10 protein-coding genes are annotated in these 15,495 nt (G+C 67.4%); 6 read left to right on the top strand and 4 right to left on the bottom strand.

Features of this window, described 5'->3' with window-relative positions; all coding sequences use genetic code 11:
• Positions 1 to 2: 2 nt before the first annotated feature.
• Positions 3 to 2,357: an ABC transporter permease gene (locus FIV34_RS00855; RefSeq protein ID WP_139978742.1), complete on the bottom strand. Its 2,355-nt coding sequence runs from the start codon at positions 2,355 to 2,357 to the stop codon at positions 3 to 5.
• Positions 2,354 to 3,118 carry an ABC transporter ATP-binding protein gene (locus FIV34_RS00850; RefSeq protein ID WP_139978740.1) on the bottom strand — a complete coding sequence of 255 codons (765 nt, stop codon included), beginning with the start codon at positions 3,116 to 3,118 and terminating at the stop codon, positions 2,354 to 2,356. The genes FIV34_RS00855 and FIV34_RS00850 overlap by 4 nt, the downstream gene beginning before the upstream one ends.
• A 276-nt stretch (positions 3,119 to 3,394) precedes the next feature.
• On the opposite strand from FIV34_RS00850, the gene FIV34_RS00845 reads away from it, so the two are divergent.
• The 6 genes from FIV34_RS00845 to FIV34_RS00820 all read left to right on the top strand — a co-directional run bounded on the left by FIV34_RS00845 (position 3,395) and on the right by FIV34_RS00820 (position 12,481).
• Positions 3,395 to 4,141, top strand: coding sequence for a BUD32 family EKC/KEOPS complex subunit (locus FIV34_RS00845; protein ID WP_139978738.1), 747 nt, complete (start codon positions 3,395 to 3,397; stop codon positions 4,139 to 4,141).
• Between the two features lie 95 nt (positions 4,142 to 4,236).
• On the top strand, positions 4,237 to 6,414 hold the full coding sequence (bglX, locus tag FIV34_RS00840; RefSeq protein WP_139978736.1) for a beta-glucosidase BglX: 2,178 nt from the start codon (positions 4,237 to 4,239) through the stop codon (positions 6,412 to 6,414).
• Between the two features lie 24 nt (positions 6,415 to 6,438).
• The gene (locus tag FIV34_RS00835) at positions 6,439 to 7,215 is read left to right on the top strand and encodes a 3-hydroxybutyrate dehydrogenase (protein ID WP_139978734.1); all 777 of its coding nucleotides are present in this window, start codon (positions 6,439 to 6,441) and stop codon (positions 7,213 to 7,215) included.
• Between the two features lie 112 nt (positions 7,216 to 7,327).
• Positions 7,328 to 8,998, top strand: coding sequence for an alpha/beta fold hydrolase (locus FIV34_RS00830; protein WP_139978732.1), 1,671 nt, complete (start codon positions 7,328 to 7,330; stop codon positions 8,996 to 8,998).
• 17 nt (positions 8,999 to 9,015) lie between these two features.
• Positions 9,016 to 10,674, top strand: a complete 1,659-nt coding sequence (locus FIV34_RS00825) for an alpha/beta fold hydrolase (protein ID WP_139978730.1) — start codon at positions 9,016 to 9,018, stop codon at positions 10,672 to 10,674.
• Positions 10,675 to 10,816: 142 nt separating this feature from the next.
• The gene (locus FIV34_RS00820) at positions 10,817 to 12,481 is read left to right on the top strand and encodes an alpha/beta fold hydrolase (protein ID WP_170207484.1); all 1,665 of its coding nucleotides are present in this window, start codon (positions 10,817 to 10,819) and stop codon (positions 12,479 to 12,481) included.
• 6 nt (positions 12,482 to 12,487) lie between these two features.
• On the opposite strand, the gene FIV34_RS00815 is transcribed toward FIV34_RS00820, so the two are convergent.
• Together FIV34_RS00815 and glnA are read right to left on the bottom strand one after the other, a co-directional pair.
• Positions 12,488 to 13,678, bottom strand: coding sequence for an OprO/OprP family phosphate-selective porin (locus FIV34_RS00815; RefSeq protein WP_139978726.1), 1,191 nt, complete (start codon positions 13,676 to 13,678; stop codon positions 12,488 to 12,490).
• A 212-nt stretch (positions 13,679 to 13,890) separates the two neighbouring features.
• On the bottom strand, positions 13,891 to 15,303 hold the full coding sequence (glnA, locus tag FIV34_RS00810; protein WP_139978724.1) for a type I glutamate--ammonia ligase: 1,413 nt from the start codon (positions 15,301 to 15,303) through the stop codon (positions 13,891 to 13,893).
• Positions 15,304 to 15,495 lie beyond the last annotated feature (192 nt).

Genomic DNA, 15,495 nt, shown 5'->3' with positions numbered 1-15,495 from the left:
CCTCACTGCTCACGCAGCACGAGCGATGGCGGGATGGCGGCTGAGCGCAACGCGGGTGGTAGCGATACCGCCGACGTGAGCAGGAGCATCACCGTGGCAACGATGCATACCGCATCCAGGTCGACGCGAGCGCCCTGGGCCAACGCGGCGGGAGGCCACAGGTTGAACGCGAGCGCGGCGGAGAGGCCAAGGATCACGCCGACGGTGGCGCGCGCCACGCCATGCGCAAGGCAAAGGCCGAGCAGGTCCAGCGGGGTGCCGCCGACCGCGGCGCACAGGGCCAGTTCGCGACGCCGCGACGCCACGTGGATTCGCTGCGCGGAATACAGGCCGACCAGGCCCAGGCCGAGCCCCACGCCAGCGAACAGGCTGGCGAGCCAGGTATCCCTCTGGCTCGCCGCGCGTACATCGTTCCACGCGCGACCCAGGGGTCGTGGTGGTTCGATGGCCAGCCATGGCGCGACATCGCGCAGCGCTTCACCCGGGTCGATACCTGCCAGCGCGACGTAGCTCGATGCGTGAACCACCAGATAGTACGAGAGCAGGCTGCGAAAGCTGGCGAATTCGGCCGGCGGCAATTGGGCGAAGGGGACGATGGCCCACGGCCGCGGTGGAAGAGCGGGCCCTGCATCGCGCGTGTTTGCGACGATGCCGACGATACGTAGTGATCGGGTGCCCATGCTGCGCGATACCTTGAGCACCGTGCTGCCCAGCGTGGCGCCGGGAATCCGCGCGAGGAATGCCTGGTTCACCACGACCACGGCGGGTCCGCCCGCTGCATCGCTCGTGGCCAGGTCGCGACCCGCGACCAGATGCATGCCAAGCGCGGCACGCGCACCTGGCGTCTGCACCGCGTACTGCGTGTCGAATGGCACACCGCCGGGTGCGGCAAAGGTGACGTTGAAGTTCGTGCCCACGGGCAGCTGCGTGGTGACGCCTGCACGCAGCGCACCCCGCTCCCCGGCCAGCCGTGCCTCGATGGCCGCCATGGCCTGCGCCACCGGTTTCGCGGAAGTGAAATGCAGCGGGTCGGGACGAAAGCGCGCGGCAGCCGCACCGTCGAGATCGAAACCTGGCGCGACGTCCTGCTGGCGCCAGGTCTGCATGCCGCGGACGACGCACAGCGACAACAACAGCGTAGCCAGGCCCAGTTGTACCTGCACCCAGGCTACGCGGGCGCGTGCCGCCGCGCCCTGCCGCTCCTGGCCGCCTCGCCCTGGCTCACGCAGGCCACCGCCGATCGCGGCGACGACGGTCATGAACAGCGCGACGACGGCGCTGGCAAGGTAAACGCGCCAGCGGATGTCGATCGGCCCTGCATTAACGCGCCACGCATCGGGAATATAGGCCTCGCCCGCAGTCACCAGCGCATGGCCGAGCACCGTGCCCGCCAGCACGCCGGCGACAGCGATGAACCCGGCTTCCGCGGCAGCGGGCGCCCACGATCGCCAGAACCCGGCGCCAAGGGCGCGTCGCAACGCCGTCTCACGGCTGCGCCCCAACGCGCGCGCCATCATCAGGTTGGCGAGGTTGCCGCAGGCGGTGGCTACCACCAGGCCAGCACAACCGAGGAAGAACCACACCGTGGGTGCGGCGGCGGCGGTCAGCGCATCGTCAATCGGCGTGATCCCGAACATCGCCGCCCGCGCCGCACCGTCGCTTGCCGCGGCGGTGGCACGCAGGCGCCCGACCAGGTCGTCGGATGACGCATCGGGTGCCAGTCGTGCCACCGCGAGGAAATTGGGCACGCTGGCCGACGCGCCAGGCACGCCGTGCAGGGGGAGGATGACATCCACGTCGTCGAACAGCCGATAGGCCGCCGGTAACACACCCGCAATGCGCAGCGGCCGGCCATCGACCGTGATCACGCGTCCCGCCACGTGGGGATCGCCAGCAAACCACGCCTGCCAGAGGCGCCACGAGAGCATGACGCCGTCGCCGCCCCCCGGCTTCAGCGTCAGCGCGCCCGCGGCCGGCACGACACCCAGCGTGGGCAGGAAACCGTCGTCCATGCGCTGCATGACCAGCAGGCTGGCATGGGCACCGCTGCGCACGCTGGCCCGTTCCACGCTGCGCGCCAGCCCACGGGAAAGCACGCCCCGGGGCAAGCCCACGGTGTCGTACAGCGTCGCGGACAGGCTGCGTGGCGACGAGGGCCGGACCACTTCACCGTACAGCACGACACTCCCGTGGTGCGTAAAGCCAGGCGGCGCCATCAGCAGTGCATCGACCAGGGCGAACGTCGCGAAGAACGTGCCCACGCCGAGCGCCAGCGTCGCCGCGGCAAGGAGGAAATACCCTGGCTGTCGGGTCAGCGCGTGGAGCGTGCGCCACGAACCGGCGAACACGCGCCTCATGGAAAGATCTCCAGCGTGCGCCGCTCATCGAGCCCCGATTCGGCCTCGTGCTGAAGCTGGCGAAACGTGGCTTCGTCCACCACCCGGCCGTCGAGCAGGCGAACGGTGCGTTCGGCGGCGGCGCTGAAGCGATCGTCGTGGGTCACCATGCAGATGGTCGTGCCTTGCGCATGCAGGCCGCTGAGCAGGGCCATCACCTTTTCGCCGTTGCGCAGATCAAGGTTGCCGGTCGGTTCGTCCGCCAGCAGGATCGCCGGCTCACCCACCACGGCACGCGCCACGGCCACGCGTTGCTGCTGGCCACCGGACAGTTGTCCCGGAAGGTGACGCATGCGGTGGACCATGCCGACGCTGGCCAACGCCTCCGCCGCGCGCTCCATGCGTTCGCGGCGTCCGACGCCCTGTCGAAACGTGAGCGGCAGCGCGACGTTGTCGGCCACCGTCATGTCGGGCACGAGGTTGAAGGCCTGGAAGACAAAGCCCACGTGGGCGTTACGCAGGACGGCGCGCTGCCCGGCGCCTGCATGCGCCGTGGACTCGCCCAGGAAGCGCAACTCGCCGCGTGTCGGGACATCGAGAAGGCCCATGAGCGACAGCAACGTGGTTTTGCCGCAGCCCGAGGGGCCGGCGATGGCCACGAACTCTCCCCGCCCGATGGTCAGGTGGATATCGGTCAGGACATGGTTCTCGATCGCTCCGGCCAGGAACACCTTGCCGACATCGCGCATCTCGATGACCGGGGGAGCCTTTGGGGAACGCATCGCGCCACCTCGTCGCGGAGTGGCCAGAGGGGGATTGGCCTGCCTTGCGACGATAGGCCTGTGTCGTGGTGGCGCAAACGGCGTGCGACAGCTCCCTGGCCACTCTTGCCGAATCAGCTCATTGGCTGCCGGTAACGACCTGTTTGTTAACGAAATCCTTATGGATTTCAAAGCGTATACCGACGGATGGTCGAATAGCTGTACTACAAAGCTTACAATTAGCTTACGGGGGGAGACGTAGCCCGAAGGGGCTGCGGTGTTTTATGGAGTTTGCTCATGGTTCAACAGTTCTCCCTCGGCGGCCGCACCGCCTGGCTCAAGCGCTACGAGCCCGAAAGCTGGCTTCGGCCTGCCCTCGTCCGCCTGTGGAACAGGCTTGCGGCGCGGCTCGACCTGAATGCCCTGCGCTCACCGCCCCGGCGCACGGGCGAAGAGGCCAAGCGCATCGAGTCGCGGCGTATCGAAGCCCTCCGTGCCTGCGGCGCGCCGGTCCCGCGCATCCTCGGCGAAGGCCCGCGCAGCCTCATCCTCAGCGACATGGGCCCGACCCTGGCGCACCGCCTGAAGCGCCTGCCCCGCGCCAACGATGCCGACATCCTTGTCCGCCAGACCGCCCACGCCATCGGCGAACTGCACCGCCACGGCGGTTACCTGGGCCAGGCCTTCGCCCGCAACATCACCGTGGGCGAGCACGGCGTGGGTTTCATCGATTTCGAAGAAGACCCCAGTGAAATCATGAGCCTGGCGCAGGCCCAGGCGCGCGACTGGGTGATGTTCACCACCGGTATCAGCCGCTATTACGTGGGCCGCATGGACGTGCTCTCCGGGCTCATCCGTGAGGAAGCCAGCGGCCTGGCGCCCCAGGTGGTGGTGGAAGTGCACCGCATTGCGCGGAAGCTCTCGTTCCTGGAACGCACCGGCCGGCTTTTCGGCCGCAAGCTGGCCACCACGGGCGCCGCCATCGGCGCGATGCGCAAGGGCTTTGCAGCCATGGGCGCCAATGGCGTAATCGTTTACGTGTAACGTCATTTACGTGCCCACTTGGGGGCCGGATGCCAGTATCCTTCTCGGCCGTGGCGTCCGTCGGGCGCCCGATGCCATTCCCCTAAGGCAAGCCCATGACCCGCAGTCCCCGCATCGAAGCCCTGATCGCCCGCATGACCGTGGAGGAAAAGGTTGGCCAGCTCGGCGTCTTCGCCGATGCCGTCCGCCCGTTCGCCCCGGACATCAACCCCGAAGCCAACGCCCGCGGCGCGGCCGAGGTCCTCGATCAGGTTCGTGCCGGTCGGGTCGGCTCGCTGTTCAATGGCGTGGGCGCGGCGGAGGGCCGCGAGGCGCAGCGCGTGGCCGTGGAAGAAAGCCGCCTGGGCATCCCGCTGATCTTCGGCTCGGACGTCATCCACGGTATGCGTACCGTGTTCCCGATCCCGCTCGGCGAAGCCTCGACGTTCGAGCCTGACCTCGCCGAGCGCACGGCGCGGGCCACGGCGGTGGAAGCCACTGCCGCCGGCATCCACTGGACCTTCGCGCCCGCCGTGGACATCGCGCGCGACCAGCGCTGGGGCCGCGTTGCCGAAGGTGCGGGCGAAGACGTCGTGCTTGGCTGTGCATTTGCCGCAGCACGCGTGCGTGGTTTCCAGGGCAACGACCTGACGGCAGCAGACTCCCTGCTGGCAACGCCGAAGCACTTCGCCGCCTATGGTGCGGTGATGGGCGGCATGGAATACAACCAGGTGGACATCGCGCCGCAGACGCTGCGCGACGTGCACCTGCCGCCCTTCAAGGCCGCGATCGATGCCGGTGCGCTGACCCTGATGAGCGCGTTCAACGACATCAACGGCGTGCCCGCCTCGGCCAACCGCGAACTGATGACCGACATCCTGCGTGGCGAGTGGGGCTTCAACGGCTTCGTCGTCTCCGATTACACGGCGGACATGGAACTGATCGCGCATGGCTTCGCCGAAGACGAGCGCGATGCCTCGCGGCTGGCCTTCATCGCCGGCGTCGACATGAGCATGCAGAGTGGCTTCTACGCCGCCAGCCTGCCTGGCCTGGTCGAAAGCGGCGATGTATCGATGGACGTGCTCGACGAAGGCGTGCGCCGCGTCCTCACCGTGAAGGAAGCCATCGGCCTGTTCGACAATCCGTACCGCTCGCTCGACGCAGCGGCGGAAGCCGACACCTCGAAGAACGCCGAACACGCCGAGCTCGCGCGCGACGCCGCGCGCCGTTCCATCGTCATGCTGAAGAACGATGGCGTGCTCCCGCTGAAGAAGGCAGGCCAGAAGATCGCGCTGATCGGCCCGTTCGGCGCCGACGTGGACAACCTGGAAGGCTGCTGGACGCTGTTCGGCGACAAGCAGCGCCACGTCAGCATCGACACCGGCCTGCGTGCCGCGCTGGCCGATCCGGCCTCGCTGGAGATCGTCGCCGGCAGCGATTTCGAAGCGCCCATCGAGGGTGGCATCGACGCGGCCGTCGCCGCCGCAAAGCGCGCCGACGTGGTGCTTCTCGCCATCGGCGAACCGCAGACCTATTCCGGCGAAGCCCAGGCACGCACGCAGATCATCGTGCCGCCGGCGCAGCAGGCCCTCGCCGAGGCCGTCGTCGCGACGGGCACGCCGGTCGTCGTGCTGCTGAAAAACGGCCGTGCGCTGGCGCTCACCGGCGCCGTGCGCGAGGCCAGCGCCATCCTCGTCACCTGGTTCCTCGGCAGCCAGACCGGTCCGGCGATCGCCGACGTCGTGTTCGGCGACTACAACCCGGCAGGCCGCCTGCCGGTGAGCTTCCCGCAGGACAGCGGCCAGCAGCCGTTCTTCTATAACCACCCGCGCACCGGCCGCCCGGAACTCGCCGACCAGCCGCCGGCGTTCAAGGCGCGCTATCGCGAAGTGACGTTCGAAGCGCTGTACCCGTTCGGCCACGGGTTGAGCTACACCACGTTCGGCTACACGCCGCCCGTGGTGAACGCGCAGGCCGGCTGGAACGACACCATCGTCATCACCGCCACCGTGACCAACACCGGCACGCTGCCCGGCGAAGAAGTGGTTCAGCTGTACATCCACGACCGCGTGGCCAGCCGCGTGCGCCCGGTGCGAGAGCTCAAGGCGTTCCGCAAGATCCTCCTCGCGGCCGGTGCGTCGGAAGAGGTGTCGTTCGAACTCACCCGTGCGGATCTCGCCTTCACCCATCGTGACGGCGTGACCTTCGAGGCCGAGCCGGGTACGTTCGATGTGTGGATCGCGGGTTCGTCCGCACAGGGCGAAGCGGCGTCGTTCGTCCTCAACAAGGCCTGACGGGCCGGTAAGCGGAGCTTGGCCATGCAGGATCTGAGTGGGAAGGTCGCGTTGGTGACGGGTGCGGCCAGTGGCATCGGCCGCGCCATCGCCCAGGCCTATGCGGACGCGGGCGCAAAGGTGGCGGTGGCCGATATCGCCGCCGACAAGGCGCGCGACGCCGCACGAAGCATGGGCCCCGATGCCATCGGCCTGGCCATGGACGTCACGGACGAGGACCAGGTCGAGGAAGGTTTCGCCCAGACGGCGCGTGAACTCGGCCCGGTCGACATCCTCGTCAGCAACGCCGGCATCCAGATCATCTCTCCGATCGTCGATCTCTCCTACGCCGACTGGAAGCGCATGCTGGCCATCCACATGGACGGCGCCTTCCTGACCACGCGCGCCGCCATGCGCCAGATGATCGCTGCCGGGCGCGGCGGTTCCATCATCCTGATGGGCTCGGCGCACTCGCATGTCGCCTCGAAGTTCAAGGCGCCGTACGTCGCTGCCAAGCACGGCCTGCTTGGCCTGGCGCGCGTCATCGCGAAGGAAGGCGCCGCGAACGGCATCCGCGCGAACGTCATCTGCCCCGGCTTCGTGCGCACGCCGCTGGTGGAGAAGCAGATTCCCGAGCAGGCGAAGGAGCTGGGCATCAGCGAAGAGGCGGTCATCCGCGACGTGATGCTGAAGGACACCGTGGACGGCGAATTCACCACGCTCGAGGATATCGCCGACACGGCGTTGTTCCTCGCCGGCTTCGGCTCCAACGCACTCACCGGCCAGTCGCTGCTTGTCAGTCACGGCTGGCACATGGCCTGACCATCCGCCCACACCAGGCACTGGCATTGCCTTAGCAACTCCGAGCAAAACCCCGATACGACCCCGATGCGCACACGCCTAACGTGTGCACCCCATCCATCGGAGTCACCGCATGCCCACGATCCGCCGCGTTGCCAAAGGGTCGGGCAAGCTCGCCGCGCTTTGCCTGCCCCTCTTCCACGCCACACCCGCGCTCGCGGCGCAAAGCGCCGCCATAGTCTGGGGACCCTGCGATGCGCAGTTGGTCGGCGATATCCCCGCACACCTCACCACCCGCCTTGAATGCGGCACGTTTCGTGCCCCACTGGACCATATCCAGCCGGACGGTCGCAGCATCGACGTCGGCGTGGTTCGCGCACGCGCCATGCGTCCCGACCTGCGCGAGGGCGCCATCTTCGTCAACGTAGGCGGACCGGGGAGTAACCCGGCACGCCTGGTCCGCTCCATCGCCGCCACGTGGAGTCGCGAGGACCCGTTCGATGCCGATACCGCCGACAAGGTGCGCCTGGCTGAACGCTTCGACCTGGTCGCCGTGATCCCGCGCGGGCTCGAAGGCGGCCATGTCTATCGTTGCCTTACCGGCTTGCCGCCACGCTTCGCCTTCCTGCCCAGCCATCTCGATGACGCCAACTGGAACCTCGTACTGGACGAAGCGACGGCACAGGCACGCACCTGCGCGGCGCCACCCGAAGCGCGCTACATCAACACCGAGCAGCACGTACACGACATGGACGCCGTGCGCCGCTCGCTCGGCGACGACAAGCTGCACCTCTACGGTATCTCCTACGGCGGGCGCGTCGGCGCGTGGTATGCCGCGACCTACCCTACCCACGTCGGCCGGATGCTGCTCGATTCGAGCATGCGCTTCACGCAGGGCTTCCTCGAAGCCGGGGAACTGATGCGCGCGGCGCTGCGCAAGGATTTCCAGCGCGTGCTGGCGCCCATCGTCGCCGACCCCACGCGCTATGGCCTGCCGGCGGATTCCGCCGCCATCGCCACCTCGCTTCAGGATCTTCCCGGCCGCGCACGCGAGGCGTGGCATCCGTATCTCGATACCCCGCCGCGCGTCGCTGCTGCACTGTGGCTGGCCGACTGGATGCGTGCGAGCGATCCTGGCTCGCGCACACAGCTTGAGGGGCGTATCCGTCGCCAGGTCTTCAGCAGCGATCCTTCGTTGAACGGCGCGATCCGCTGGGCGGCGCTGCAGCTGGCCGACCGCTATTTCGCACCGGTACGCACCGGCCCTGAATTCGGGGCCGGGCAGGATGGCGACTCGGTGCGCCGCGCGGTCGGCTGCAACGACGATGCATGGTCGGCGAATGACGTGGCGATCCGCGAGCATGCCGTGCGCAACGCCGCCCGCGACCTGCACTCCGATGGCGAAGAGATCCTCGAGGAGCTGGTCTGTGCCCGCTGGCCGCATCCGCGCGCCCGCGTGCCCAACCTCGACACCGTCGGGGACGCACCGCGCTTCCTGCTCCTGCAGGCCGAGCATGACCTGGTCACGCCCATCGAAGGCGCACGCGCCCTGCTCGCGCGCTATGCAAACGCCACCCTGCTGGTCGCACGCCGCTCCGCCGTGCATGGCCTGTTCAACTTCACCACGTCCTCGTGCATCGAGCGCACGGCCTCGCGTTACCTCCTCGACGGCACGCTGCCCGATAGCCCCTCGGGCGAGTTGCACTGCGGCGGCGCAACGGAGAGCCCGGTGTCCGCGTTGCCGCACACCACGACGACCACGACACCAACGACGCCGGCGGCCGCGCCGCACGACGAAATCTGACCGATCAGGGAACGATCATGCGAACCATGCTCCTGCCTGTTGCCGTGGCCATCGCCATGGCACTTCCCTGTGCACCCACGCACGCGGTGCCTGCCATGGCGCCCATCACGTGGGCGGCCTGCCCCGCGTCGCTCACCGGAGACTGGCCTGGCCTCGGCGCACGCCTGCACTGTGGCCGCGTACCGATGCCGCTGGATCACATGCGCCCCGATGGGCGCACTATCGATGTACGCGTCGTGCGGATCGCCGCGGCACGGCCCGGCGAACGCAGGGGTGCCATCTTCGTCAATATCGGCGGCCCGGGCGGCCAACCAGCCGCCTACGTCGCCTCCATGGCCGATGCGTTTAGCGAGGTCGACGCGGGCGATCCCGTGCACGGCGACAAGCGCCGCCTCGCCGATCGCTACGACTTCATCGCTGTCATCCCGCGTGGACTAAAAGGCGGGTGGACGTTTGAATGCAGCGTGCCCACGCCGACGATCGCCTTCCTGCCGACGCATCGCGACGATGCCAACTGGTCGCGCGCGCTGGCGGACGCCACGGCCCTGGCCCACGCGTGCTCGAAGCCCGCGGAAGCACCGTACCTCAGCACCGAGCAGCATGTGCGCGACATGGACGCCGTGCGCGCATCGCTCGGCGACCCGGTACTGCACTTCTACGGTATCTCGTATGGGGGCCGCGTAGGGGCGACCTATGCGGCGTTCTTTCCGACACGGATAGGGCGGATGCTGCTCGACTCGACCTTCATGTTCACCGGTAGCTACCGCACGGGCATGTACCTGACCAGCGATGCCGAGCAGGCCGCGTTCGAACGCGACGTGCTCGCGCCCGTGCAGCGCGAGGCGAGCCGCTACGGACAGCCTGACGACGCGGACGCCATCGCGTGGGCCGTGCGCAGCCTGTCCGACCCACTCCGGCCCGCCTGGCACGATCAGATGACGACACCGGCCGCGTTGGCCGCCACCCTGACGATGGATCGCTGGGTGAAGGCGGGCGGCTGGCAAGGCTGGCCTGCGCTGTCGCGACAGGCCGGCATGCGTCGATTCAGCCCCGACCCACGAACCGACACCGCGATGCGCCAGGCGGCGGCCGAGCTTGTCGAGCACGGAACCGACGTACCAGCGGGGGGTGCCGGCCGGGGGCGCGCGCTCCGCAAGCTGTCGCCGTTCATCGACCGGTACGGTGAGTCGGTCAACCAGGCGGTGATGTGCAACGACGAACGCTGGGAAACCGTCACGCCGAAGATCCGCGCGCGTGCCGACCGCGATGCGTTTACCTACCCCTTGCTCGATGGCTCTCAGATCACCGGGCAGCTGACCTGCGCCGCGTGGCCACGCCGTGTGTCGAGGGCGCCAGACTTCGCGATGCTGGACGCGCTGGGATCGTTCGTGATGATCCAGGCCGAGCACGATATCGCCACGCCGCTTGCCGGCGCCCGTGCCCTCCTTCGGCGCTACCCCGCGAGCCGCCTCGTCGTCGCGACGGGCACGGGGCGACACGGACTGCTCGGGCACTCGGCGACGCCGTGCATCGAGCGCGCCGCCGTCGCGTACCTTCTGGACGGTCGCCTCCCGGAAGGCACGGCGCGCGAGACGTCGTGCGCCTTCGTGGAGGCGCCGCTCGCCGATGCGTCCGCCGAGGCATGGAGCGTCGAAGGTGAGCGCGCCATGCGCTGAGGCGACCGCGGATGTTCTTCAGCGAAGGACTACATGGATACGAGTCCTCGTGCACCCTCACACGGGGGTGCACGCCTATACGCGCCGGTGGCTCAACTGATTAGCCTTGCCATCCCTTTCACCACCCATGTCAAGGAAGACTGTGACGCCACACCCAAAGATCCTCGCCAGCGTCATGCTGGCTGCGTTTGCCATCGTGCCAGCCGCGCGCGCCCAGGCCGTGCAACCGGCCCGCATCCAGTGGACGACCTGCGAAGAGGCCGTCGCCGATGCACTGCGTCCGCTCCTCAGCGTCCGCCTGCAATGCGGGACCATGGATGCCCCGATCGACCATCTGCATCCGGACGCCGGCAACACGAAAGTGGGCCTGGTCCGCGTGCTCGCGGAAGACCAGGGCGCCGTTGCCGGTTCGTTTTTTTTCAACTTCGGCGGCCCGGGCGGCAACCCGCGTTCGATCCTGCCGGTGATCGCCGCGATGTGGTCGAAGCAGGAAGCCGATGACCCGATCAGCGGCTACCAGAAAACTTTGTCACGCCACTACGACTTGGTTGCCGTCGTGCCCCGCGGGCTCGCCGGCGGTGACACGCTGGATTGTTTCGAGCATTACGAGGCCACGCCGTTCATCGACCTTGCCAGCGACCAGGGTGACTTCAACTGGCGTTCCACCATGGAGAACGCGAAGGCCCTTGCCTACGCTTGCGCGTCGAATCCGCTCACGCCATATATCAACACCGAGCAGCACGTCTATGACATGGAGCTCGCCCGCCTCTCACTGGGCGAGTCCGCCCTGAACTTCATCGGCTTCTCGTACGGCACCTGGGTCGCATCCTGGTATGCGTCGCTGTTCCCCGACCACGTGGGCCGCATGCTGCTCGATTCGACGATGGACGTCACGGGTTCCTTTGATGACGCGGACGAAGCCTCCCTTGCCGAGCGGCACCGCGACTTCCTCCGCCTTGCGGTGCGCCCCGCGCTCAGCCGCCCGCGCCTGTACGGCATGGGTGACGAAGAGGAAGGCGTGCTTCGGCGCGTCCGCAACATGCCGCCGCGCGCACGTACCGCGTGGGTAGGCCGGATGGGCAACCCGGAAGCACTGACCGCGGCGCTGACGATGTCAGACTGGGTCGCCGCGGTGCCTTTCACGACGTCGCGTGAGCTGCACAAACGCGTCAACGATCACACCTTCAGCACCGACGCGACGATCGACCGCGACGTCAGGGCCGCCGCGCACCAGCTCGCCAGCGCGCTGGGTGATGCCCGCGAGGACACCCCGGAAGGGCCCGACCCCGAACGCTATTCCGTGTTGCTCGCGGTACGTTGCAACGACACGCCGTGGGAGCGCTCGCCGGGCTACTGGTGGGCCATGGCCCGCAGCCGCGTGCAGCGCTACCCGGCCGGCGCATCGAATGAGATGTTCGGTGCACTGGTGTGTTCCCACTGGGACGACCGGCGCACGCGACGTCCGTCACTGGAGCCCATGCACACCGCGCCGCCCTTCCTGATGATCCAGGCGCAACACGACACCGCTACCCCGCTGCCGAGTGCGATACACGTCTTCAACACCTTTGGGAACGCCAACCTCGTTGTCGCCAGCCATATGACGGGCCACGCCATTTTGGGCTCCACGCGCACGCCGTGCGTGGAGCAGGCCGCGGGCCGCTACCTGCTCCACGGTGAACTTCCCGAGCGACGGTTCGTCTCCTGCGAACACGTGCCTGTCGCGACACCGCGCGCCGACGGCCCGGTGAATCCGCTTAGCGTGGACGGTTTGCGCGCCACGCTCGAGACCCTGCTCCGGGATAGCTGACCGGGGTCAGATCATGATCTGCATGCGCACTTCGAAGATATGCGGGTCGATGCGCAGGTCCTTGCGGTCGCTGAAGGCGCGGACGTAGTTGCCCTGCAGCTTCAGGTACTTCGTCAGGTACCAGTTGGCACCCAGCGTCCAGTCATGTTCATTGCCGCCCCTGTTGGGGCCGTCGTCGAGGTCCAGCGTGCTGTAGCGGACCAGCACTTCGACGGCACCCCAGGGGCCCTTGGGGGCAACGTCCGCGACGTTGCCGCCGCTGTAGCCGCGCGACTCACCGGTGACCACCCAGCTGCCGAACGTGTACCAGCCGTGCGCGTCGTAGGCGGGTTTGTCGACCAGCTTCACCTTCGCATCGAGGTATTCGCTCTGCACGGACCAGGGGCCGTGGATCCACAGCTGCTCGGCGCCGCGCCGGTCGATGTAGCTTGCCGGCGCCAGCGTGCCGGAGTCGATCAGGCGCTGCGTGGTCAGGCCGGCTTCGGGCAGTGCGCGCAGGCGTGCCGAGGGCGGATTGTAATGGCCACGACCATCCCAGGTGCCCTCCGGGTTTTCACGCGACACGGAAGCGCCCAGGTGCAGGACGTCGCCCGGCGTGTTCATCGGTGTCCACGCGGCACGGGCGGCCACCATGCGGCCGTCGAGGTCACCCTGCAGGTTGCCACCCTTGTAGTAGCCCAGCTGGACGAGGTACGCCTTGCGGGTCAGTGCCCAGTCCATGCCGATGCGACGGTTCGCGTACACCGCCTGCATCGGCAGCGACGATTCCATGAACGAGGTACTGCCCGTGCTGGTATTGCCTTCAAAGCCCACCGGCGTCTTCATGAAGCCCACGCGCAGCGCGCCGGCGTCCTCACCGAGCACGGCCTTGGTCTGCAGGCGGAAGAACACGTCCAGCCAGGTCTTCGCCTGGAAATCGAAGTTCGCGGTGGCGTCGTACACGCCCTTCTTGCGGATGAAGAAGCCGAACTCCTTGCGACGGTTGGTCTGTGAGTCTTCGTACGTGCCCTTGTCGTTGTCAAAACGGTCGAGGTCGTACTGGTACTTCACGGCCAGGCCCAGGTCCGTGCCGTCAGCGAACACGTAGTGCGTGGGCCAGTTGCTGCGCCAGTCGTAGGTGTTGCGCGGCGCGGCGTCATCGGCCACGGCGCAGGTGCTTCCGGCCAGCGCCAGCACGGCGAGGATGGTCTTCTTCAAGCGGGTACCCCTTCCAACCCACCGCAGTAGCGGCGGCTTCAGCCAAATTAGCAGCCATCGCATGTTCCTGCGTGGCTCATTAGGTCCAGTACGTCACAAAAGTGTCATCTGGGCCATGCTGCATCGGCCGGGAGGGCTCGCGCTTGAGCAAAATTACGCAAAAAAAAAGGGGAGCCGAAGCTCCCCTCCCTTTCCTCACCCCGAGGAAGCGATCAGATCGCGTAGTACATCTGGAATTCCAGCGGGTGGGTGCTCGCACGGTAGCGGGTCACTTCCTGCATCTTCAGCGCGATGTAGCCGTCGATGAAGTCATCCGTGAAGACACCGCCGGCCTTCAGGAAGTCGCGGTCCTTGTCGAGGGCGTTCAGCGCCTCGTCCAGGCTGGCGCACACCTGCGGGATGTTCTTCTCTTCTTCCGGCGGCAGGTCGTAGAGATCCTTGTCGGCCGGTGCACCCGGGTCGATCTTGTTCAGGATACCGTCGAGGCCGGCCATCATCAGGACGGTGAAGGTCAGGTAGCCCGACTGCATCGGGTCCGGGAAGCGGATTTCGATGCGGCGGCCCTTCGGGCTGGCCACGTACGGGATGCGGCACGAGGCCGAGCGGTTGCGCGCCGAGTAGGCGAGCATCACCGGCGCTTCGTAACCCGGCACCAGGCGCTTGTAGCTGTTGGTGGTGGAGTTGGCAAAGGCGTTGATGGCCTTGGCGTGCTTGAAGATGCCGCCGATGTACCACAGGGCGGTCTGCGACAGGCCACCGTAGAGATCGCCCGCGAACAGGTTCTCGCCGTTCTTCGACAGCGACTGGTGGACGTGCATGCCCGAGCCGTTGTCGCCGACGATCGGCTTCGGCATGAAGGTGACCGTCTTGCCGGCCTGGTGGGCGACGTTCTTGATGACGTACTTCATCGTCATCAGTTCGTCGGCCTTCTTCACCAGGGTGTTGAAGCGCACGCCGATCTCGCACTGGCCGGCGTTGGCCACTTCGTGGTGATGCACCTCGACGACCTGGCCCAGCGATTCCAGCACCTTGCACATGTCGGCGCGCAGGTCACCCAGGCTGTCCACCGGGGCAACCGGGAAGTAACCACCCTTCACGCCCGGACGGTGGCCGGTGTTGGTGCCGTCGTACTTGTAACGCGACGACCAGGCGGCTTCTTCGGAGTTGATCTCGTAGAAGACGCGGCCCATGTCGTTCTGCCAGCGGATCGAGTCAAAGATGAAGAACTCGGGTTCCGGGCCGAAGAAGGCGGTATCGGCGATGCCGGTGGACTTCAGGAAGGCTTCGCCGCGCTTGGCGATCGAGCGCGGGTCGCGGCCGTAGGCCTGCATGGTGCTCGGCTCGAGCACGTCGCAATGCAGGATCAGCTGCTTGTGCGCGCTGAACGGATCGAGGTGCGCGGTGTCCGGGTCCGGCATCAGCACCATGTCGGATTCGTTGATGCCCTTCCAGCCCGGGATCGACGAACCGTCGAACATCTTGCCGTCTTCAAACGTGCTCTCGTCAATCGCGTGAGCCGGGAAGGAGACGTGGTGGTGCTTGCCGAGCATGTCGGCGAAGCGCAGGTCGACGAATTCGATTTCCTCGTCCTGGATCAGGTTCAGCACTTTGGAAGCGGCGGACATGGGCAAACCTCGAAAATAGGTGTGGGGCGCAGGGCATTTAGCAATCGCTGTGCCAGTGGCTCCGCAGCGACGGACCGGCCTGGATCAAGCCCCGGCATCATAGAACGGCCGGATGACACCTGCGAACTTGCACCAAGATGGTGCATTCCGAGCTTCGTTGCACCACGCCCGAACCCGTCGGAAGGGCCCGGG

The sequence above is a fragment of the Luteibacter pinisoli genome, from assembly GCF_006385595.1.
GTDB lineage: Bacteria > Pseudomonadota > Gammaproteobacteria > Xanthomonadales > Rhodanobacteraceae > Luteibacter > Luteibacter pinisoli.
Note: the sequence above shows the minus strand (reverse complement) of the source record. Positions and strands in the feature narration are given on the sequence as shown.